The sequence below is a fragment of the Streptomyces sp. NPDC050161 genome (assembly GCF_044460025.1).
GTDB lineage: Bacteria > Actinomycetota > Actinomycetes > Streptomycetales > Streptomycetaceae > Streptomyces.
In genome coordinates this window covers 252,091-271,817 of the sequence record NZ_JBITJM010000009.1, presented here as the reverse complement: position 1 = coordinate 271,817, position 19,727 = coordinate 252,091, and the positions used below count along the sequence as shown (strand labels likewise).

Genomic DNA, 19,727 nt, shown 5'->3' with positions numbered 1-19,727 from the left:
GCAGCGACAGGTGCCAACACCGGCAGCTTTCTTGACTGGTACCCGAGGGCACATGCGTCGAGGAGACGACCCGGTGCGGCCCCTCCGACCCACCCCCACCCACAAAGACCAAGCCCCCCACCGGGACCACCGACCCCCTCGACACCGGCCCCACAAACGCGCCATTCCCACCCCACACCCAGCACCATCTACGCGCGTAGGAGATTTCCCGCTACCCTCGTCCGCGTGAACGCATCTGTTACTTCGGACATCGCCCGCGACCCGCAGGGCGCCGCCGCCGACGCCGCCGCCCGCCTGCGCGACCTCACCGGCGCGGAGACCCACGACGTCGCCCTCGTCATGGGCTCCGGCTGGGCCCCCGCCGCCGAGGCCCTGGGCGCGCCCGAGCACGAGTTCCCGGTCACCGAGCTGCCCGGCTTCCCGCCCCCGGCCGTCGAAGGCCACGGCGGCAAGATCCGCTCGTACCGCATCGGCGAGAAGCGCGCGCTGGTCTTCCTCGGCCGTACCCACTTCTACGAGGGCCGCGGCGTCGCCGCCGTCGCGCACGGCGTACGGACCGCCGTCGCCGCCGGCTGCAAGACCGTCGTGCTCACCAACGGGTGCGGCGGCCTGCGCGATGGCATGCGCCCCGGCCAGCCGGTGCTCATCAGCGACCACATCAACCTCACCGCCACCTCCCCGATCGCCGGCGCGAACTTCGTCGACCTGACGGACCTGTACTCGCCGCGGCTGCGCGCGCTGTGCAAGGAGGTCGACGCGAGCCTGGAGGAGGGCGTCTACGTCCAGCTCCCCGGCCCGCACTACGAGACCCCCGCCGAGATCAAGATGATCCGCACCCTGGGCGGCGACCTGGTCGGCATGTCCACGGTGCTCGAAGCCATCGCCGCACGCGAGGCCGGCGCCGAGGTGCTGGGCCTGTCCCTGGTCACGAACCTCGCCGCGGGCATGACCGGCGAGCCGCTCAACCACGAAGAGGTGCTCCAGGCCGGCCGCGACTCCGCGACCCGGATGGGCAGCCTGCTCGCCCAGGTGCTCGGCAAGCTCTGAGCCACGGGCCGCACGGCGGGCGGGCCGGGGGTGCTCGCCCGCCCCGCCCCCCGGGGCGGACGACAGGACTTCACGGACGCCCCCAGCGCTCCCCCACCCGCACCCACCCGTCAGGAGCATCACGTGGCCACCGATCCCACGGAGCTGACCCACCGCGCCCAGGCATGGCTGGCCGAGGACCCCGACCCGGAGACCCGGGACGAGCTGTCCCGGCTGATCGAAGCCGGGGACCACACCGAGCTCTCCGCCCGCTTCGCCGGCACCTTGCAGTTCGGCACCGCCGGCCTGCGCGGTGAGCTGGGCGCAGGACCGATGCGGATGAACCGCGCGGTGGTCATCCGTGCGGCGGCCGGACTCGCCGCGTACCTCAAGGCCAAGGGCGACGGCGCGGGCCTCGTCGTCGTCGGCTACGACGCGCGCCACAAGAGTGCCGACTTCGCGCGCGACACGGCCGCCGTGATGGTCGGCGCGGGGCTGCGCGCCGCGGTGCTGCCCCGCCCGCTGCCCACGCCCGTCCTGGCGTTCGCGATCAGGCACCTGGGCGCGGTGGCCGGTGTCGAGGTCACCGCCAGCCACAACCCGCCGCGCGACAACGGCTACAAGGTCTACCTGGGCGACGGCTCGCAGATCGTGCCGCCCGCCGACGGCGAGATCGCCGCGGAGATCGCGGCGGTGCGCTCGCTGGACGACGTGCCGCGCCCCGAAGCCGGCTGGGAGACGCTCGGTGAGGACGTCCTGGCGGCCTACCTGGCGCGTACCGACGCGGTGCTGACCCCCGGCTCGCCGCGGGACACCCGGGTCGTCTACACACCGATGCACGGCGTCGGCCGGGACACCCTGCTGGCCGCCTTCGCCCGCGCCGGCTTCCCGGCCCCGCGGGTCGTCGCCGAACAGGCCGATCCCGACCCGGAGTTCCCGACGGTGGCCTTCCCGAACCCGGAGGAGCCGGGCGCGATGGACCTCGCGTTCGCCACCGCCCGCGCGGCCGGTCCCGGGATGGTCGACATCGTCGTCGCCAACGACCCCGACGCGGACCGCTGCGCCGTCGCCGTACCGGCACCCGGCACCGACGACGGCTGGCGGATGCTGCGCGGCGACGAGGTCGGCGCCCTGCTCGCCGCGCACCTCGTCAGCAAGCGGGCCGCCGGTACCTTCGCCACCACCATCGTGTCGTCGTCGCTGCTGTCCCGGATCGCGGCGGCCTCCTCACTCCCCTACGAGGAAACCCTGACCGGGTTCAAGTGGCTGGCCCGGGTGGACGGCCTGCGCTACGCGTTCGAGGAGGCGCTGGGCTACTGCGTCGACCCGGAGGGCGTACGGGACAAGGACGGCATCACCGCCGCGCTGCTGATCACCGAACTGGCCGCCGAACTGAAGCAGTCGGGGCGCACCCTGACCGATCTGCTGGACGACCTCGCGGTGGAGTTCGGCCTGCACGCGACCGACCAGCTGTCGGTGCGGGTCGACGATCTGTCGCTGATCGCCGACGCCATGCGCAGGCTGCGCGAGACGCCGCCCACGACCCTTGCGGGCCTGGCCGTGCGCAGCGCCGATGACCTGTCGCAGGGCACCGACGCGCTGCCGCCGACCGACGGGCTGCGGTACCAGCTGTCCGGCTCGGCGGATTCCGGCGTGGCGGCGGGCCGGGTGGTGGTCCGTCCCAGCGGGACCGAGCCGAAGATCAAGTGCTACCTGGAGATCGTGGTCCAGGTCGCTTCGGCGGCGGCGCTCCCGGAGGCCAGGGCGAAGGCGGCGGCGGCGCTCGCGGCCGTCAAGTCCGACCTGTCGGCGGCAGCCGGTATCTGACGAGCGGGGCCCCGTCACCGGACGGGGCCCGCTTCGGCACGGCGGGCCCCGCTTCGGCACGGCGGATCCCGCAGGGCAATCCCCGTAGGGAATCCGCCCGGCGCCCCCGCAGGGAAGCCCGGCGGAACCGGCACCCCGCCCCGCCGCCCTACACCGCCAACATCACGATCAGCCCCACCACACCCACCACACACGGCCCGATGAAGCCATAGGCCCACCGCACCACCGGCTCACCCTTGGCGCTCTCGCGGTGGGCGGCGCGTTCCTTGATCTCGCGGAGTTCGTCCATCGTCTGGTCGGCCATCGCGCGCGGCACAGGACCGGCGTCGGCGCGCGGCCCGAAGCGGCGGGGTGCGGTGCCGCGGGCGGCCTGCTTGCTGACCTTCTTGCGCTGCCGCAGCGAGACCGGCACCGCCCACAGCTGGTACTTGCCGTCGGCGGTGAACACCTCGCTGGTGAACGACGCCCGCAGGTCATCCACCGCGCCCCAGGGCAGCGTGATCGTCCGGAACGGGTTGCGCACCAGCAGCCGGTCCTCGCCCGCCTTCACCAGGGGCCGCAGCGTGTAGGCGGCCACCAGCGGCACGCCGACGAACAGGGCGAAGGCCGCCGTCAGCTTGGTGTGCGCGACGCCGCGCAGCAGCGCGTCGCCGCCGAGCCAGAGCCCGAGCAGGAGCAGCAGCACGCCGCCGACGAGGGCCGCCGGTGAGCGGTAGGTGCGCTCGGCGTATTTCTGCTGCGGCGTGGTGGAGGGTTCCGGGCTCGTCATGCTGCCGATTCTGCCTGACCGTCCGGATGCCGGACATTGCGTTACGGCATCATTCGGGCACCGCGGCGCCGCCCGGCGATCCCGTACGGGACGACGTCGACGCACCCGTACGGGACGGCGGCCGTCCCCCGCAGGGTCCTGATTCGGCCCACCGCGGGGGATGACAGGGCGCTACGCGCGTAGATATGCTCCCCTCGTGACCATGCCCATCACTGTTCCCGCATACGGCAAGGAAGCCGCGGGGCGTCTGGCGTCGATGGCGGACGTGACCGCCGACGACGGTGCGCTGCGCCGCTTCCTCCACGGCCTCCCCGGTGTCGACGCGGTCGGCCTCGAAGCCCGCGCCGCGACCCTCGGTACCCGCTCGGTCAAGACCACGGCGAAGGCGTACGCCATCGACCTCGCCGTCTCGATGATCGACCTGACGACGCTCGAAGGAGCCGATACCCCCGGCAAGGTGCGGGCGCTGTGCGCCAAGGGCATCAACCCGGACCCCACCGACCGGACCGCCCCGAAGGTCGCGGCGATCTGCGTCTACCCCGACATGGTCGCGACGGCCAAGGAGGCGCTGGGCGACAGCGGCATCCACGTCGCGTCGGTCGCCACCGCGTTCCCCGCGGGCCGGGTCGCGCTGCCGGTGAAGCTCGCCGACACCCGTGACGCGGTCGCGGCGGGCGCCGACGAGATCGACATGGTCATCGACCGCGGCGCCTTCCTCTCCGGCCGCTACCTGGCGGTCTTCGAGGAGATCAAGGCCGTCAAGGAGGCGTGCGCACGCCCCGACGGCAGCGCCGCGCACCTCAAGGTCATCTTCGAGACCGGCGAGCTCCAGACGTACGACAACGTCCGCCGGGTCTCCTGGCTCGCGATGCTCGCGGGCGCCGACTTCATCAAGACATCGACCGGCAAGGTGGCCGTCAACGCCACGCCCCCGGTCACCCTCCTGATGCTGGAGGCGGTCCGCGACTTCCACGCGGCCACCGGCGTCCAGGTCGGCGTGAAGCCGGCCGGCGGTATCCGTACGACCAAGGACGCGATCAAGTACCTGGTCATGGTCAACGAAACGCTGGGCACGCCCTGGCTGACCGCCGACTGGTTCCGCTTCGGCGCCTCCAGCCTGCTCAACGACCTGCTGATGCAGCGCCAGAAGCTCAGCACCGGCCGGTACTCCGGCCCCGACTACGTCACGGTGGACTGAGGCACCCATGACCTTCGACGGATCCATGACCTTCGATTACGCACCCGCCCCCGAGTCCCGCTCGGTCGTCGACATCGCGCCGTCCTACGGCCTGTTCATCGACGGCGAGTTCGCGCCGGGCGCCGACGGCAAGGTCTTCAAAACCACCTCCCCATCCTCCGAGGAAGTCCTCTCCGAGGTCGCCCAGGCCAACACCGCCGACGTCGACCGCGCCGTGCAGGCCGCCCGCAAGGCGTTCGAGAAGTGGTCCGCGCTGCCGGGCGCCGAGCGCGCCAAGTACCTGTTCCGGATCGCCCGGATCATCCAGGAGCGCTCGCGCGAGCTGGCCGTCCTGGAGTCGCTGGACAACGGCAAGCCGATCCGCGAATCGCGCGACGCCGACCTCCCGCAGGTCGCCGCGCACTTCTTCTACTACGCGGGCTGGGCCGACAAGCTCGGCCACGCGGGCTTCGGCCCCGACCCCCGGCCGCTGGGTGTCGCGGCCCAGGTCATCCCCTGGAACTTCCCGCTGCTCATGCTCGCGTGGAAGGTCGCGCCCGCGCTGGCCACGGGCAACACCGTCGTCCTCAAGCCCGCCGAGACCACCCCGCTCTCCGCGCTGTTCTTCGCGGATATCTGCCGCCAGGCGGGCCTGCCCAAGGGTGTCGTCAACATCCTTACCGGCGACGGCTCCACGGGCGCCGCGCTGGTGGCCCACCCCGGCGTCGACAAGGTCGCCTTCACCGGTTCCACCGAGGTCGGCAAGGCCATCGCGCGTACCGTCGCGGGCACCGACAAGAAGGTGACGCTCGAACTGGGCGGCAAGGCGGCGAACATCGTCTTCGACGACGCCCCCGTCGACCAGGCCGTCGAGGGCATCGTCAACGGCATCTTCTTCAACCAGGGGCACGTCTGCTGCGCGGGCTCCCGGCTGCTGGTCCAGGAGTCGGTCGCCGACGAGGTGCTCGACGCGCTCAAGCGCCGGATGCGGACGCTGCGGGTCGGCGACCCGCTGGACAAGAACACCGACATCGGCGCCATCAACTCCGCCGAGCAGCTGGCCAGGATCACGGCGCTGGTCGAGGCCGGCGAGGCCGAGGGCGCCGAGCGCTGGGCCCCGGACTGCGAACTCCCCGGCTCCGGCTACTGGTTCGCGCCGACCCTGTTCACCGGCGTCACCCAGGCGCACCGCATCGCCCGCGAGGAGATCTTCGGCCCGGTCCTGTCCGTGCTGACCTTCCGCACCCCGGAAGAGGCGGTCGCCAAGGCCAACAACACCCCGTACGGCCTCTCCGCCGGCATCTGGACGGAGAAGGGCTCCCGGATGCTGTGGATGGCGAGCAAGCTGCGGGCCGGCGTCATCTGGTCCAACACGTTCAACAAGTTCGACCCGACGTCGCCGTTCGGCGGCTACAAGGAGTCGGGCCACGGCCGCGAGGGCGGCCGGCACGGTCTGGAGGCGTACCTGAATGTCTGACCGACTCTCCGTCTTCAAGACCTACAAGCTGTACGTCGGGGGCAAGTTCCCCCGGTCCGAGAGCGGGCGGGTGTACGAGGTGACCGACTCCAAGGGCAACTGGCTCGCCAACGCGCCGCTGTCCTCCCGCAAGGACGCCCGGGACGCCGTCGTCGCGGCCCGCAAGGCGTTCGGCGGCTGGTCGGGCGCCACGGCGTACAACCGCGGCCAGATCCTCTACCGCGTCGCCGAGATGCTGGAGGGCCGCCGCGAGCAGTTCGCGGCGGAGGTGGCGGGCGCCGAGGGGCTGTCGAAGTCCAAGGCGGCGGCCCAGGTGGAGGCCGCGATCGACCGCTGGGTCTGGTACGCGGGCTGGTCCGACAAGGCCGCCCAGATCGCCGGCTCGGCGAACCCGGTCGCCGGTCCCTACTTCAACCTCTCCTCCCCCGAACCGACCGGCGTGGTCGCGGTCCTGGCCCCCCAGGACTCGTCCTTCCTCGGCCTGGTCTCGGTCATCGCCCCGGCCATCGTCACCGGCAACACCGTGGTCGTCACGGCGTCGGAGAACTCCCCGCTCCCCGCCCTCTCGCTGGGCGAGGTGCTGGCCACGTCCGACCTGCCCGGCGGCGTCGTCAACGTCCTCTCCGGCCGTACGGCCGAGATCGCGGCCCCGCTCGCCGCGCACCAGGACGTCAACGCCATCGATCTGGCGGGCGCGGACGCCGGACTGGCGCAGGAACTTGAGGTCGCCGCGGCCGACAACCTCAAGCGCGTGCTGCGGCCGGCCCCGGTGGACTGGACCGCCGATCCCGGCACCGGCCGCCTGCTCTCCTTCCTGGAGACGAAGACGGTCTGGCACCCCATGGGTGTTTGAGCCCGTTCTGCCGCCGTCCGGCGGCGGCAGCGGGACTGTGCGGGGCCTCACCTTTGCGGTGGGGCCCCGCACGGGTTTGCGAGTTCTTGACTACCATCGGTCAAGACCGTGAGTCATACCGGATCGGGGGAGATCTGTGGCGGAGCAATTCACCGCTGCGCAGGACGCCTTGCACACATTCGCCAAGTCTTCGGACGAGCGGGCGGAGAAGCTGCGCGCGATACGCAGCAGCCTCGGCTCACACAAGGTGGACCGTGAGGCGTTCGGCAAGCTGCCGGAAGCGGACGAGATCAGCAAGGACTACGAGGAGCGCCAGGAAGACGTCCTGGAGACGCTCGGGTCGCTGGCCACCCTCCAGGAGAAGATCGGCGAGGCCGTCACCGCCACGGCGCAGTCCTACCAGGACACCGATGACGAGACCGTCACCACGATGTCCGGCGGGGGTGGCCGGTGAGCGGGCCCGCATCGACGGCAGTTGGCGCCTACAACAAGGTCAACGACTGGATGAGCGGGATGGACAGCGTCGTGGACGGCATCATGCGTCCACTCGTCGAACCGCTCGCCGACCAGCTGGAGTTCGTCACCGGAGACCCGGAGAGCCTCGCGGAGGCGGCGAAGCTGTGGCGGGACAAGGCGGCCGAGTTCCGGGAGATCGTGGCGGACCAGCGGCGCGACCGTGCCGACCTCGCCCACGAGTGGACCGGCGAGGCCGCCGAGGCGTTCCAGAACCACCTCGCCGAGCTGGAAACCGCCATGGAGGCGGAAGCCAAGGACATGGACGCGACGGCCGACGTCCTGGACGGGGCGGCGGAACAGGCGCGCGTGGCGCAGGAGATGGTCGAGGCCGTCATCCGCGAGCTGATCGAGTGGGCGCTGATCACGCTGGCCGCCGCGGTGGCGCTGAGCGTGGTGACCGCGGGGGTGTCGCTGGCGGCCGAGGCGGCGGCTGCCGCTGCCGAGACCGGCATCGCGTCGACCCGGATCGCCAGCCTGGTGGCCAGGCTCGCCGAGGAGCTGAAGAGCCTCGCCAACATCCTCAAGATGCTCAAGCAGGCGAAGAAGCTGTCCAAGGTCAAGCGGTACAACCCGATGACCTGGAAGCACATCAAGGAGGCCGGGGAGGCGGAGAAGTTCGCCATCTCCCAGGGCGCCAGGATGGCGCACAAGGCGATCAAGCACGGCGCCAAGGACGTGATGGGCGGCCTCGGATTCACCGGCAACCCGGTGGGTGCCGCGGCGCAGCCGCTCATCGACCACGGCATCGACAAGGCCGCCGAGAAGATCGACGAGACGCTGGCCGGCACCCGGTCCTCGTCCGGCGGCGAGGAAGGCGCCCCTCCCGGCGGGGAAGGAGTGGCCCCTCCCCGCAGCACCCACCTGCCCCCGCCCTCGACCTTCGACCCGCAGCCCTCCGCCCAGGACCCGCTCAGCCGCTACCGCGACCCGGCGGTCCAGGAAGACCCTTCGGCGTCACCGCTGCCCGGCGAGCCCGTCGCGTCCGACCCGGTCGCCCAGGATCCGCTGAGCCGCTACCGCGAGCCGGCCGTCGAGCAGGACCCCCGGCTGGTGACCCGCCCGGCCGCCGCGCGGCAGCCGCGGGATCCCGACAACCCCTTCGGCTGACCGCCGGAGCGCACCAGAGAGGAACCGCGCCGGATGAAGCCGGAGTACCGCGACTGCTATCTGCCCTTCCTCCAGCCGGGAGAGCGGCTGATCATCGCCACCGACCACTTCGCCAATACGGCGCTGCCCGCCGTCCCCGCCGCGCTGCGCACCCCGCAGCCCCGGCCCGCCCCCTCGCCGCTGGAGGAGCGGGTGCGGGGCGTGCTGGGCAGCGCGCTCGGCGCGGTCGCCAGGCCGCTGGGGGCGGTGAGCAACAACCGCCTGGTCAACAACCCGCTCACCCGCGCCGCCGGGCGGGCGGGCGACCGCGTGGAGCAGGTGACCGACACCCTCGACCATGCCGCCGACCGGGCCGTCGAGAAGGCGATCTGGGGCACCGTCATGGACGGGGGCTGGCACAGCATCGCCGGCCGTTTCCTCGTCGACCTGACCAACGCGGGCGGCACGCCCCGGCGTCAGGCGATGACCGACCGCCGGCTGATCCTGCTGGTGGACCGCAACACCAGCTGGCGGAACACCACTCCGCAGTGGGACCTGGGGGTGGCGGTGCCGCGTACGCACATCACGCACGTCACCGCACACCCGAAGGCCGTCGGCGGTCGCGGCCGGTTCGACGTCGGCTTCACCGACGGTTCGTGGATCGCTCTGGGCAGCGCGGTACGCAAACACATGGAGGCGTTCGTGGCCGCCTGCGGTCAAGGGGCTTGAGCATGCCGAAACCTGACCACACGTCACCCTGCCTGCCCTTCCTCCAGGCCGGTGAAGTCCTGCTGAGCGCCCACGATTACACGGAGTATCCGAACCTCCCGCTCGTCCCCGCCCATCTGCGGGTTCCACGGAAGCGGTCGCCGCTGGAGCAGCGGGTCCTGGGGGCGCTGGGCAACGTCGTCGGCAGGGCCTCGCGGCCACTCGGGAGGGTGGCCGACAACCGGATGGTCAACAACCCGCTGTCACGGGCCGTCGGAAACATGGCGGAGGGGCTGAGCGAAGCTCGGGAGAACATCGAGGACGCCGTCGACGACGCCGTGGAGCACGCGATGTACGGCAAGCCCATGGAGGGCGCGTGGACGAGCATGGCAGGGCGTTTTCGGGTCATGGCCGCCAACGCGGGCGGTTCGCCCCGGCATCAGGCGCTCACGGACCGGCGGCTGTTCGTCGTGACGGATCACGCCGGCGGCTGGCGGGCCCGCGAGCCCGAGTTGGCGATCGCGGTGGAGGTGCCACGTCAGGACATCGCGGAACTCCGCCCCAGGGCCCGCACGTCGTTCCCCCGAGGCCGCTTCGACCTCGTGTTCGTGGACGGCTCGTGGATCGCGCTGAGCTGTTCGTTCCAGCGGGACATGGAGGCGATCGTGGGGGCCTTCTACGGACGCTGAGCCCGTAGAAGGCCGGACCGGCCCCGCCGTTTCACCTCGCGCGCCCGGACCGCCCCCGTCACCCCGGCAGAATCCGCGTCACCGGCCCCACCAGCGGGAGGTCCTGGAGGGCGCCGCCCCGGGCGAGGGTGCCGGTGAGGAGTTGGGTGCCGATCGGCTTGAAGTCGGCCACCTGGGTGCCGACGCCGTTGGTCAGCGGGTCGACCGGGGTTTTGGCCAGCGGGTTGAGCTGAAGGGTCTTGATGGGGTGGAGGGCACCCCCGACGGAGGTCGTCAGCGCGCCGGTCAGTGCCGAAGCGGTGGCGTTGGTGTCGGCCGAGGTCGTCGGGATCACGTCGGCGTGTGCCGTGCCGCCTGCCGCGAGCGCGGCGCCCGCCGCGGAGACGGTGAGCCCGGCGCGCAGGAGCGTGCGCGGGATGCGGCGGGGCTTGGGACGTGCGTGCGAGGCCATGTGCTGCCACCTGCCTGTGAGGTTGGGGGTTCCCTGGGAGGAGGGCCCCGCCCGGGGAGCGGAGCCCGTCAGGGTAATCGTTCGACTGCACAGAGTAGTTGAGCGGCGGCGCCCGATCCAGCGCCCGCCGGACGGGCAGGCCCGCCGTCGCGTCGGGGCGGGTGCGACTTCGGATGTGCCCGTCCAAGGGGATGGCCCGGACGGCTCCATGCCCGACAATGGGTGCCCGTGAGCTTCCAGTCCCCCGCCCGGCCGCCCGCCGCCCGCGTCGTCCTGCTGACCGGCCCGTCCGGTTCCGGCAAGTCGTCCCTCGCCGCCCGCACCGGCCTGCCCGTGCTCAACCTCGACGACTTCTACAAGGAGGGCACGGACCCCGGTCTGCCGCAGCTGCCGGACGGCGGCGGCGCGGACTGGGATTCGCCGCTCTCCTGGGACGCGGGCGCCGCCACCGCCGCCATCGAGGCGCTGTGCCACGGCGGGCGCAGCGCGGTGCCGGTGTACGACATCGCGGCCAGCGCCCGGGTCGGCGCGTCGGTCCTGGAGACCGGCGGGGCCCCGCTGTTCGTCGCCGAGGGCATCTTCGCCGCCGACGTCATAGGGCACTGCCGGGAGGCCGGGCTGCTGGCCGACGCGCTGTGCCTGTGCGGCAGTCCCGTCACGACGTTCCGCCGCCGGCTGCTGCGCGATCTGCGTGAGGGCCGCAAGCCGGTGCCGTATCTGGTGCGCCGTGGCCTGCGTCTGCTGCGCGCCGAGCGGTCCGTGGTGGCCAGGCAGTCCGCCCTGGGCGCGTATCCGTGCGCGGGCCCGGAGGCGATGGCCCGGATATCCGCGGCCCGTACGGCGGGTCCTGTGGCGGCTCCCGCGGTGGTGCGCTCCGGGGTGTGCGGTTGCGGCGACGATACGGATGTGGCACCCGTAGTCTCCTGAGTTCCGGCGCCCCGGTCGCGACGGATGCGGGCGGGGCGTGAGGACGACGAGGGGGCCGCCCCTTAGGGGTCCTCAACCGCGCCCGGCGGCGGGCGGATCGCGACGGGCACGTCACAAGGAAGCGGGTCCTGACAGCCCCCCGGCCGTCAGGACCCGCTTCGATTCCCCTTGTACTCCCCCGTACTTCCCCCGTGTCCCGCTTTCCCCTCGGGCTCTTTCCCCGCCCTTCAGGCCACCAGCTCGCCGAAGGACTCCTCCTCGTCACGGCCGAAGCTGAGGACCTCGTCCTCGCGCAGCCGACGCAGGGAGCGCCAGATGCTGGACTTCACCGTGCCGACACTGATGTTCAGTATGTCCGCGATCTCCGGGTCCGTACGGCCTTCGTAGTAGCGCAGGACGAGCATCGTGCGCTGCGGCTCGGGGAGCCTGGCCAGTGCCTGCCACAGCACGGCGCGCAGTTCGGTGCCCCGCATCGCGTCCACGTCGGCCGCCGTCTCCGGCAGTTCCTCGGTCGGGTATTCGTTGAGCTTGCGCCGACGCCAGGCACTGATGTGCAGGTTGGTCATCGTGCGCCGCAGATAGCCGCCCAGCGCCGCCTTGTCGCTGATCCGGTCCCAGGCGCGGTAGGTCGAGAACAGCGCGCTCTGGAGCAGGTCCTCGGCCTCGAAGCGGTCACCGGTCAGGTGGTAGGCGGTGGCGTAGAGGGCGGCGCGGCGCTCCTGGACGTAGGCGGTGAAGGCCGCTTCGGCCTCCGGCGTCTTCGTCCTGCCCTCCCCGTACGGGACCGCCCCGGTGTTCCCCCGATGTCCCCGGGCGGCCTCGTCGTCTCCCCCGTTGGCGGCGGATGCCCCGTGTCCCCCGTGGCATCCGTTCGCCGGGGCGTCGACGGCCACCATGTACGGCGGCCGTTGACGTCCGGTGCCGCGAGCGCACCCCCGTAGGCTCACGGCACCGGACTTCTCTCCGGCTCGTGCGACGTCGTGAAGACGCGTGATAACTGCGCTGGTAGTGGTTCCGTGCAGTGTGTTCATCTCGCGCCCCCCGTCGGTAGAGCCTTGATCTTCCGGCTGTCCGGGTGACGTTCTCTCCCGGTGCCGAGAACACTGCCAACCCAGTTTCATCGCGGTGTCCGCCGACTGTCACAGCCCTGTCACAGGGGTCAAAGAGGCGTGAGACGCCGCCGGTGCACGTGTGATGCGCACGGGAGGGGCCCACCGGTCGATGCGGTGGCGTCCCATGCGCCAGAATGGCTGCTGTGCCTTTCCTGTTGCTGATCGAGGACGACGACGCCATCCGCACGGCTCTCGAACTCTCGCTGTCGCGCCAAGGTCATCGTGTGGTGACCGCGGCGACGGGCGAGGACGGCCTGAAGCTGCTGCGGGAGCAGCGCCCTGACCTGATCGTGCTGGATGTGATGCTGCCCGGCATCGACGGTTTCGAGGTGTGCCGGCGGATCAGGCGTACGGACCAACTGCCCATCATCCTGCTCACCGCGCGCAACGACGACATCGACGTCGTGGTGGGCCTGGAGTCCGGAGCCGACGACTATGTCGTCAAACCGGTCCAGGGGCGGGTGCTGGACGCCAGGATCCGGGCCGTACTGCGCCGCGGGGAACGCGAGTCCAGCGACTCCGCGACCTTCGGCTCACTGGTGATCGACCGCTCGGCGATGACGGTCACCAAGAACGGCGAGGACCTGCAACTGACGCCCACCGAACTGCGGTTGCTGCTGGAGCTGAGCCGCAGGCCGGGACAGGCCCTGTCCCGGCAGCAGTTGCTGCGGCTGGTGTGGGAGCACGACTACCTCGGCGACTCGCGCCTGGTGGACGCCTGCGTGCAGCGGCTGCGCGCCAAGGTGGAGGACGTACCGTCCTCACCGACCCTGATCCGCACGGTCCGCGGCGTCGGCTACCGGCTGGACACCCCGCAGTGACGGACCGCTCGACCGGGGAAGGCGGCAGGACGGCGGACATCGAGGGGGACACCGGCACACACGGCGCGACGGGCGCGACCCGCGGCAGGGGAAGGCCGCTGCTGCGGGCCCTGCGCCGGGCCTCGGGGCTGCTGCGCTGGACGAGCCTGCGGGTGCGCCTGGTGTTCGTCTTCGCCCTGGTCGCGCTGACCGCAGCGGTCTCCGCGTCCGGCATCGCGTACTGGCTCAACCGCAACACCGTCCTCGACCGCACCCAGAACGCCGTGCTCAAGGACTTCCGCAAGGCCCTGGACGAGCGCGCGGGTTCGCTGCCGCTGCGCCCGCGGTGCGCCGAACTCCAGGACGCCGCACGGCAGATGGCGGCCGGGCCGCAGAACTACACCGTGCTGCTGATCGGAGTGGACTCCGACGGCAAGGACTGCGCGGCCACCACCGACAAGAATCTGCTGACGCTCGACACCGTGCCCGCGTCACTGCGCACGGCCGTCGACACCGCGCGCCCGGTGGACGACGCGAACCGCTACCCGCACCACCTGTACTGGCAGCGCAAGGAGGCCGGGGACACCCCCTACCTGGTGGCCGGCGCGAAGGTCATCGGCGGCGGCCCGACCGGCTACATGATGAAGTCGCTGGCCACCGAGCGGCAGGACCTCAACTCGCTGGCCTGGTCGCTGGGCATCGCCACCGCGCTGGCCCTGGTCGGCTCCGCGCTGCTGGCGCAGGCCGCGGCGACCACCGTCCTGCGGCCCGTACAGCGCCTGGGCCACGCGGCACGGCAACTCGGCGAGGGACGCCTCCAAACCCGGCTGCGTGTCACCGGAACGGATGAACTCGCCGACCTGTCACGGACGTTCAACCGCACCGCGGAACAGGTCGAGCAGCGGGTGAAGGAACTGAGCGCCCGCGAGGAGTCCTCACGGCGGTTCGTCGCCGACATGTCACACGAACTGCGGACGCCGCTCACCGCGATCACCGCGGTGTCGGAGGTGCTGGAGGAGGAGGCCGACTCCCTCGACCCGATGATCGCGCCCGCCGTACAGCTGGTGGTCAGCGAGACACGGCGGCTGAACGACCTCGTGGAGAACCTGATGGAGGTCACCCGCTTTGACGCCGGCACCGCCCGCCTGGTCCTGGACGACGTCGACGTCGCCGACCAGGTGACCGCCTGCATCGACGCGCGGGCCTGGCTGGACGCCGTCGAACTGGACGCCGAGCGCGGCATCGTCGCCCACCTCGACCCGCGGCGCCTGGACGTCGTACTCGCCAACCTGATCGGCAACGCACTCAAGCACGGCGGATCGCCGGTACGGGTATCGGTACGCACCGAGGACGCGCCGGCGGCCGGCCCCGACGGCACCGCCCGTACGGGCAGCTCCGCCACGCCGCCCGCCCCCCAGAGCGGCCAGGACACGGCCCCCGCCGACACGCCGCAGCGGGCGGGCGGCTCCCTGGTGATCCAGGTACGCGACCACGGCCCCGGCATCCCGGAGAACGTACTGCCGCACGTCTTCGACCGCTTCTACAAGGCGAGCGCGTCCCGGCCACGCTCCACCGGCAGCGGCCTCGGCCTGTCGATCGCCCTGGAGAACGCGCACATCCACGGCGGCGAGATCACCGCGGCCAACCTGCCCGACGGCGGCGCGGTCTTCACCCTGCGTCTCCCCAGGGACGCCTCCCCGCTCGTCGAGGGCGGCGGCCCGAGGGACGGCGGCGGCATCACCCAGAGCCGGGTCGCCCGACGCGGCACCGGACCCGACGGTACGGGCGCCCCCGGCGCCTCCGGGCAGGACAACGGATCCGGCGCGGACGGCGCGGGGACAGGGGACGGACGATGAGGCACGGCCTGCCCACCGCGGACGGGCACGGACAGGGGCGGGGACGGGGGCGGGGGCGCGGCGGCGCCCGGCGGCCCGCCGCTTCCGTCGCCGTACTGGCCGGCGCCCTGGTCCTCACCCTGGCCGGCTGCGGCATCCGGGGCACGTCCGTCCCGGTGGACGCCGGCGGCGCACCGGCCCGGTCGAGCTGCAAGGCGGCCGACGGCGGCAAGACACCGGACCGCCCCGACGAGGAACAGGCCACCGTCTACCTGGTATGCAGCTCGGCGCTGATACCGGTGCAGCGCACCGTGGCCCGCACCGCGGACTCACCGTCCGGCGCGGAGCGCCTGCGGGCCGCCCGCTACCTCATCGGCGCCCTGCAGCAGCCCCCGACACCGGCCGAGGAAGAGGCCGGATTCAGCACCGCGGTCCCCGATGACCTGAAGGTCGACGGCCCGCGCGCGGACGACCCCGACGACACCCTGCGCCTGAGCAGCAGCCCCGAGGACCTGCCCTCCTTCGCCCTGGCACAACTGGCCTGCACCTACGGCACCGCCCCGGCACTCGGCCGCACCCACGCAGCGGTACTCGGCGGCCCCGACGACGCCACACCACGGCGCTACCCCTGCTCGACCGAGGTACGCACCCACCCGGACATCACCCAGAACGGGGACTGGGGGGTGGCGGTACCGGGGGGCTAGGGGGCTGGGTGAGGTGGGCTGGGGTGTAGCGGATCGGTTCAGCTCGGCTCGGCTCGACCCAGTGGATCGGCTCGGTTCGGCCCAGTTCCGCTCGGCTCCGCTCGGTCGGTTCGGCTCGCCCCAGCTCGGCTCAGCCCAGCGGTTCGGCTCGGCCCAGCGGCTCGCCCCAGCTCGGCCCGGCTCGCCCCCCGCCCCCTCCCCCTCTCCCCCTTCGGGGGAGGGGGCGGGGGTGGGTTCGGGGGTGGGGGGATGCGCAGGAAGCCGAAAGCGCAGGAAGCCGAAAGCCCCCTCCCCCCACCGGCCAAGTCGGGCGCAACAGGGCGGAACCGCAGCCACCGCTACCGGCGTCCTGGCCTGTGTGCAGCGTCATGGCTCCGGCGACACCGTCACCCTCCGTATGCGCGCCACCGGACTTCTCCTCCTTGTGGTGCATCTGCTGATCGTCGGCGGGCTGACGCTGCGCCCCCGTACGGTGCCGTGGGTTCCGGCGGCGAACGTCGAGCCGCTGGCGTCGATCACCGCCGAGCTCGCGCGCGGCCCGTGGTCGGCGGTGCAGAGCCTGGGCGGCTCGATGCTGCTGCTGGCCCCGCTGGGGGTGCTGCTTCCTCTGTCGGCCGGGCGCCTGAACGTTTCCTCACTGGCGTCGCTGACCCGCACGGTGTTCGCCGGGGCGATGCTCTCGCTGACCATCGAGGTGCTCCAGAGCGCGGTTCCCGGACAGGTCCCGGACATCGACACGGTCCTGCTGAACACGGCGGGCGTGGCCCTCGCGCACCTCGCTGTGGTCCCACGGGCGCGGGCCAGGATCCGCCGCCGGAAGGAGGATCTTCAGGGTGCGACCCCGACGATCCCCAGGGTCGGTCTAGCCCCACAGGCCGATGTTCTCGCCGCGTACCGGACCTACCTTTGAGATATGGGGCAACCGCCCCCGGCATCGAAAAGGAGTAGTCCTCATGGCCGCCGCACTGGTCCGCCCCCGCAACAACCGAATAATCGCCGGAGTGTGCGCGGGACTGGCCCGTCGCTTCGGTACGACGCCGACGACAATGCGCGTGATCTTCGTGCTCTCCTGCCTTCTCCCGGGACCGCAGTTCCTGGTCTACCTGGCCCTGTGGCTGCTGCTCCCGTCCGAGAAGGGTGCCGCGGCAGCCTGGTAACAGCCGACCGTTTTCCCCTTGTGCACGGCAATGCCCCGGCCCGTACGCCTTCTCGCGTACGGACCGGGGCACGTCGGGGATGCTCAGCCGAGCGGGAGGACCTTGGTGACGATGCCTGTGGGCAGGCCGCCGAGCAGTTTGTTGCCCTGGCTGTTGGCGTTGACGCCGTCGGGGGTCGGCCGGCCCTGGGGGACGTCGGTGAGGGACTCGGTGGTCTGCTCCACCGGCAGCTTGCCCAGGACGTCGGTGGTGCCGTCGACGCCGGTCGCCGGGGCGGCGGCTGCGGTGCCCGCTGCCGCGGCGGCGAAGGCGACGCCGAGTGCTGCGGCACCGAGAGTCCTGATGGTTCCCTGCTTCATCGCGATACGTCCTCATGATGGGGTTCTGACGGGCACTGCAACCTAGTGACGCGACCGGCGCCCCGCAATCATCCCCGGACACGGAAATACGGCCGGTGGACACGCCGCCGGCCGTATTCCGTGAATTCCTCGATGCTGCCTTATGCGGGGTCAGAACCGCTGGCGGCGACGGCAGTTGAACCGGGCTGCGGGAACAGCCATTCGGAGCGCAGGGTGGCATATCCGGGCTTGATCACGTCATTGATCATGGCCAGACGTTCATCGAAAGGAATGAACGCCGATTTCATCGCATTGACCGTGAACCACTGCATGTCATCGAGCGTGTAGCGGAACGTCTTGACCAGGTGCGCGAATTCGCGGGACATCGTGGTGCCGCTCATCAGCCGGTTGTCGGTGTTGACCGTCAGCCGGAACTGGAGCCTTCGCAGCAGCCCGATGGGGTGCTCCGCGTACGAGGGGGCCGCGCCGGTCTGGAGGTTGGAGCTGGGGCACATCTCCAGCGGGATGCGCTTGTCGCGCACGTAGGAGGCGAGCCGGCCGAGCTTCACCTCGCCGTCGTCGCCGACCTCGATGTCGTCGATGATCCGGACGCCGTGGCCGAGCCGGTCGGCGCCGCACCACTGGAGCGCCTGCCAGATGGACGGCAGGCCGAACGCCTCGCCCGCGTGGATCGTGAAGTGGTTGTTCTCGCGCTTGAGGTATTCGAAGGCGTCGAGGTGGCGGGTGGGCGGGTAGCCGGCTTCGGCGCCCGCGATGTCGAATCCGACGACACCCAAGTCGCGGTAGCGGTTGGCGAGTTCGGCGATCTCCAGGGCGCGGGCCGCGTGCCGCATGGCGGTCAGCAGGGCGCCGACGCGGATGCGGTGGCCGTTGGCGCGGGCCCGCCGTTCGCCTTCGCGGAAGCCGTCGTTGACGGCTTCGACGACCTCTTCGAGGGTGAGCCCGCCCTCAAGGTGCTGCTCGGGCGCGTACCGGATCTCCGCGTAGACGACGCCGTCGGCGGCCAGGTCCTCGGCGCACTCGGCGGCCACCCGGGCCAGCGCGTCGCGGGTCTGCATGACGGCACAGGTGTGCGCGAAGGTCTCCAGGTAGCGCTCCAGCGAACCGGAGTCGGCGGCCTCGCGGAACCAGATCCCGAGCTTTTCCGGGTCGGTTTCCGGCAGTCCGCCGTAGCCGTTGGCGCGGGCCAACTCGACGATCGTGCCGGGGCGGAGCCCGCCGTCGAGGTGGTCGTGCAGCAGCACCTTGGGGGCGCGGACGATCTGGTCACTGGTCGGGAGGGTAGTGGTCTCGCTCGTCATCTCGGCACTCTAGCCCCTACGCGCGTAGATCTCACCGAACGATACGTAACAGTGACCCGTCCACGGGGTGGCCCGCACCCCACGATCTGCCATCGTTCTCGGCATGGCTCAGCAAGCGCTGCCGGTGCGGGACGCCCGGCTGGGAAAACCGCTGGGATTGTCCGGTGACGAGGGGGCGCGCACCGCGCTCCGGTGGAAGGGCGGCGGGCGGGTGCCAGGCCGCGCGGTGAGCGGTGTCGCGCTGCTCCTGCCGGGCGGGGAGGCGAGCGGCGTGCGGCGCCCTTCGCCGGTTTCGGCGCTGGCGGTACGGCCGCTGGCGGCGAAACTGGCGAAGGTGGGCCGCCCCGAGGGCCTGGCCGCCCATGTCGTCCACTACCGCTGCCGCGGCTGGAACGGCACGGCGGCCCACCCGGCACAGGACGCCGCCTGGGCGGTGACCGAGGTCGTCCGCCGCTACGGCGACGTGCCCGTCTGCCTGGTCGGTACCGGCATGGGCGCGCGGGCCGCACTGCGCGCCGCGGGGCACCCGGCCGTCCACTCCGTGCTGGGGATCGCCCCGTGGCTGCCGGAGCCCGGCGGTGAGCCCGGGGATCCCGATCCGGTCAAGCAGCTCGTCGGCCGTCACGTCCTGCTGGTGCACGGCACGAACGACGAGCGCACCGACCCCGATCTGTCCTATCGCTTCGCCGAGCGCGCCAAGAAGATCAACCGCGACACCTGCCGCTTCGAGGTGCACTCCGACGGCCATTCCCTCTTCCAGCACCGCGCCGAAGTCCACGCGCTGGCCGCCGACTTCATGCTGGGCTCGCTGTTCGCCCGGGACTTCGCAAGGCCGGTGAAGGACGCCTTGGCCGCGCCGCCGCCGCTGGGCCTGCGCATGCCGCTCGCCTCCGGCTTCGGCGCGTCGCTGCGGTACTAGCGCCAACTCGCCGCTGAAGCGCGGCCCTTCATGC

At 71.9% G+C, this 19,727-nt stretch carries 21 protein-coding genes; 16 read left to right on the top strand and 5 right to left on the bottom strand.

The window, feature by feature from the left end:
* Positions 1-225 precede the first annotated feature (225 nt).
* Positions 226-1,047 (top strand): purine-nucleoside phosphorylase, encoded by an 822-nt coding sequence (locus ACIBK8_RS18105; protein WP_399042826.1) that lies wholly within the window; start codon positions 226-228, stop codon positions 1,045-1,047.
* Between the two features lie 123 nt (positions 1,048-1,170).
* The gene (locus ACIBK8_RS18100; protein WP_399042825.1) at positions 1,171-2,853 is read left to right on the top strand and encodes a phospho-sugar mutase; all 1,683 of its coding nucleotides are present in this window, start codon (positions 1,171-1,173) and stop codon (positions 2,851-2,853) included.
* Positions 2,854-3,001: 148 nt separating this feature from the next.
* Here ACIBK8_RS18100 and ACIBK8_RS18095 read toward each other — a convergent pair whose 3' ends face one another.
* On the bottom strand, positions 3,002-3,622 hold the full coding sequence (locus tag ACIBK8_RS18095; protein ID WP_399042824.1) for a PH domain-containing protein: 621 nt from the start codon (positions 3,620-3,622) through the stop codon (positions 3,002-3,004).
* Between the two features lie 202 nt (positions 3,623-3,824).
* On the opposite strand from ACIBK8_RS18095, the gene deoC reads away from it, so the two are divergent.
* The 7 genes from deoC (at position 3,825) to ACIBK8_RS18060 (ending at position 10,128) form a co-directional block, all read left to right on the top strand.
* The gene (gene deoC / locus ACIBK8_RS18090; RefSeq protein ID WP_399042842.1) at positions 3,825-4,820 is read left to right on the top strand and encodes a deoxyribose-phosphate aldolase; all 996 of its coding nucleotides are present in this window, start codon (positions 3,825-3,827) and stop codon (positions 4,818-4,820) included.
* 25 nt (positions 4,821-4,845) lie between these two features.
* Positions 4,846-6,276 carry an aldehyde dehydrogenase family protein gene (locus ACIBK8_RS18085; RefSeq protein WP_399042840.1) on the top strand — a complete coding sequence of 477 codons (1,431 nt, stop codon included), beginning with the start codon at positions 4,846-4,848 and terminating at the stop codon, positions 6,274-6,276.
* Complete coding sequence (locus ACIBK8_RS18080; RefSeq protein ID WP_399042823.1) at positions 6,269-7,129, top strand: aldehyde dehydrogenase family protein; 861 nt, start codon at positions 6,269-6,271, stop codon at positions 7,127-7,129. Before ACIBK8_RS18085 ends, ACIBK8_RS18080 begins: the two co-directional genes overlap by 8 nt.
* Positions 7,130-7,265: 136 nt before the next feature.
* Positions 7,266-7,583, top strand: coding sequence for a hypothetical protein (locus tag ACIBK8_RS18075; protein WP_399042822.1), 318 nt, complete (start codon positions 7,266-7,268; stop codon positions 7,581-7,583).
* Entirely contained in the window at positions 7,580-8,752 is a 1,173-nt protein-coding gene (locus ACIBK8_RS18070; protein WP_399042821.1) for a WXG100 family type VII secretion target, read from the top strand. Before ACIBK8_RS18075 ends, ACIBK8_RS18070 begins: the two co-directional genes overlap by 4 nt.
* Before the next feature lie 33 nt (positions 8,753-8,785).
* Positions 8,786-9,460: a hypothetical protein gene (locus ACIBK8_RS18065; protein ID WP_399042819.1), complete on the top strand. Its 675-nt coding sequence runs from the start codon at positions 8,786-8,788 to the stop codon at positions 9,458-9,460.
* A gap of 2 nt (positions 9,461-9,462) precedes the next feature.
* On the top strand, positions 9,463-10,128 hold the full coding sequence (locus tag ACIBK8_RS18060) for a hypothetical protein (RefSeq protein WP_399042818.1): 666 nt from the start codon (positions 9,463-9,465) through the stop codon (positions 10,126-10,128).
* A 58-nt stretch (positions 10,129-10,186) separates the two neighbouring features.
* Here ACIBK8_RS18060 and ACIBK8_RS18055 read toward each other — a convergent pair whose 3' ends face one another.
* A complete protein-coding gene (locus ACIBK8_RS18055) occupies positions 10,187-10,579 on the bottom strand; it encodes a hypothetical protein (RefSeq protein WP_399042817.1) in 393 nt (130 codons plus the stop codon).
* A gap of 228 nt (positions 10,580-10,807) precedes the next feature.
* Here ACIBK8_RS18055 and ACIBK8_RS18050 point away from each other — a divergent pair, with 228 nt between their 5' ends.
* Positions 10,808-11,506 carry an ATP-binding protein gene (locus ACIBK8_RS18050; RefSeq protein ID WP_399042816.1) on the top strand — a complete coding sequence of 233 codons (699 nt, stop codon included), beginning with the start codon at positions 10,808-10,810 and terminating at the stop codon, positions 11,504-11,506.
* A 227-nt stretch (positions 11,507-11,733) separates the two neighbouring features.
* Here the strand turns inward: ACIBK8_RS18050 and ACIBK8_RS18045 are convergent, their stop codons facing one another.
* A complete protein-coding gene (locus ACIBK8_RS18045; protein ID WP_399042815.1) occupies positions 11,734-12,537 on the bottom strand; it encodes a SigE family RNA polymerase sigma factor in 804 nt (267 codons plus the stop codon).
* Positions 12,538-12,761: 224 nt separating this feature from the next.
* Here ACIBK8_RS18045 and afsQ1 point away from each other — a divergent pair, with 224 nt between their 5' ends.
* The 5 genes from afsQ1 to ACIBK8_RS18020 all read left to right on the top strand — a co-directional run bounded on the left by afsQ1 (position 12,762) and on the right by ACIBK8_RS18020 (position 17,114).
* Positions 12,762-13,439, top strand: coding sequence for a two-component system response regulator AfsQ1 (gene afsQ1 / locus ACIBK8_RS18040; RefSeq protein WP_131124765.1), 678 nt, complete (start codon positions 12,762-12,764; stop codon positions 13,437-13,439).
* Positions 13,436-15,274 (top strand): ATP-binding protein, encoded by a 1,839-nt coding sequence (locus tag ACIBK8_RS18035; protein ID WP_399042814.1) that lies wholly within the window; start codon positions 13,436-13,438, stop codon positions 15,272-15,274. Before afsQ1 ends, ACIBK8_RS18035 begins: the two co-directional genes overlap by 4 nt.
* Complete coding sequence (locus ACIBK8_RS18030) at positions 15,271-15,957, top strand: hypothetical protein (RefSeq protein ID WP_399042813.1); 687 nt, start codon at positions 15,271-15,273, stop codon at positions 15,955-15,957. The genes ACIBK8_RS18035 and ACIBK8_RS18030 overlap by 4 nt, the downstream gene beginning before the upstream one ends.
* Before the next feature lie 358 nt (positions 15,958-16,315).
* Entirely contained in the window at positions 16,316-16,867 is a 552-nt protein-coding gene (locus ACIBK8_RS18025) for a VanZ family protein (protein ID WP_399042812.1), read from the top strand.
* Between the two features lie 43 nt (positions 16,868-16,910).
* Positions 16,911-17,114 carry a PspC domain-containing protein gene (locus tag ACIBK8_RS18020; RefSeq protein ID WP_393689900.1) on the top strand — a complete coding sequence of 68 codons (204 nt, stop codon included), beginning with the start codon at positions 16,911-16,913 and terminating at the stop codon, positions 17,112-17,114.
* An 83-nt stretch (positions 17,115-17,197) separates the two neighbouring features.
* Here ACIBK8_RS18020 and ACIBK8_RS18015 read toward each other — a convergent pair whose 3' ends face one another.
* Together ACIBK8_RS18015 and ACIBK8_RS18010 are read right to left on the bottom strand one after the other, a co-directional pair.
* A complete protein-coding gene (locus ACIBK8_RS18015) occupies positions 17,198-17,473 on the bottom strand; it encodes a hypothetical protein (protein WP_399042811.1) in 276 nt (91 codons plus the stop codon).
* Positions 17,474-17,613: 140 nt separating this feature from the next.
* Complete coding sequence (locus ACIBK8_RS18010; RefSeq protein ID WP_399042810.1) at positions 17,614-18,774, bottom strand: adenosine deaminase; 1,161 nt, start codon at positions 18,772-18,774, stop codon at positions 17,614-17,616.
* A gap of 103 nt (positions 18,775-18,877) precedes the next feature.
* Between ACIBK8_RS18010 and ACIBK8_RS18005 the strand changes: the two genes are divergently transcribed.
* Positions 18,878-19,693 carry an alpha/beta hydrolase gene (locus ACIBK8_RS18005; protein WP_399042809.1) on the top strand — a complete coding sequence of 272 codons (816 nt, stop codon included), beginning with the start codon at positions 18,878-18,880 and terminating at the stop codon, positions 19,691-19,693.
* Positions 19,694-19,727 lie beyond the last annotated feature (34 nt).

Excerpts from the sequence above, each read along its gene's own strand:
- ACIBK8_RS18095 (WP_399042824.1), bottom strand. The coding sequence starts at position 3,622 with ATGACGAGCCCGGAACCCTCCACCACGCCGCAGCAGAAATACGCCGAG.
- deoC (WP_399042842.1), top strand. The coding sequence starts at position 3,825 with ATGCCCATCACTGTTCCCGCATACGGCAAGGAAGCCGCGGGGCGTCTG.
- ACIBK8_RS18085 (WP_399042840.1), top strand. The coding sequence starts at position 4,846 with ATGACCTTCGATTACGCACCCGCCCCCGAGTCCCGCTCGGTCGTCGAC.
- ACIBK8_RS18080 (WP_399042823.1), top strand. The coding sequence starts at position 6,269 with ATGTCTGACCGACTCTCCGTCTTCAAGACCTACAAGCTGTACGTCGGG.
- ACIBK8_RS18065 (WP_399042819.1), top strand. The coding sequence starts at position 8,786 with ATGAAGCCGGAGTACCGCGACTGCTATCTGCCCTTCCTCCAGCCGGGA.
- ACIBK8_RS18060 (WP_399042818.1), top strand. The coding sequence starts at position 9,463 with ATGCCGAAACCTGACCACACGTCACCCTGCCTGCCCTTCCTCCAGGCC.
- ACIBK8_RS18055 (WP_399042817.1), bottom strand. The coding sequence starts at position 10,579 with ATGGCCTCGCACGCACGTCCCAAGCCCCGCCGCATCCCGCGCACGCTC.
- ACIBK8_RS18045 (WP_399042815.1), bottom strand. The coding sequence starts at position 12,537 with ATGAACACACTGCACGGAACCACTACCAGCGCAGTTATCACGCGTCTT.
- ACIBK8_RS18030 (WP_399042813.1), top strand. The coding sequence starts at position 15,271 with ATGAGGCACGGCCTGCCCACCGCGGACGGGCACGGACAGGGGCGGGGA.
- ACIBK8_RS18020 (WP_393689900.1), top strand. The coding sequence starts at position 16,911 with ATGGCCGCCGCACTGGTCCGCCCCCGCAACAACCGAATAATCGCCGGA.
- ACIBK8_RS18015 (WP_399042811.1), bottom strand. The coding sequence starts at position 17,473 with ATGAAGCAGGGAACCATCAGGACTCTCGGTGCCGCAGCACTCGGCGTC.
- ACIBK8_RS18010 (WP_399042810.1), bottom strand. The coding sequence starts at position 18,774 with ATGACGAGCGAGACCACTACCCTCCCGACCAGTGACCAGATCGTCCGC.
- ACIBK8_RS18005 (WP_399042809.1), top strand. The coding sequence starts at position 18,878 with ATGGCTCAGCAAGCGCTGCCGGTGCGGGACGCCCGGCTGGGAAAACCG.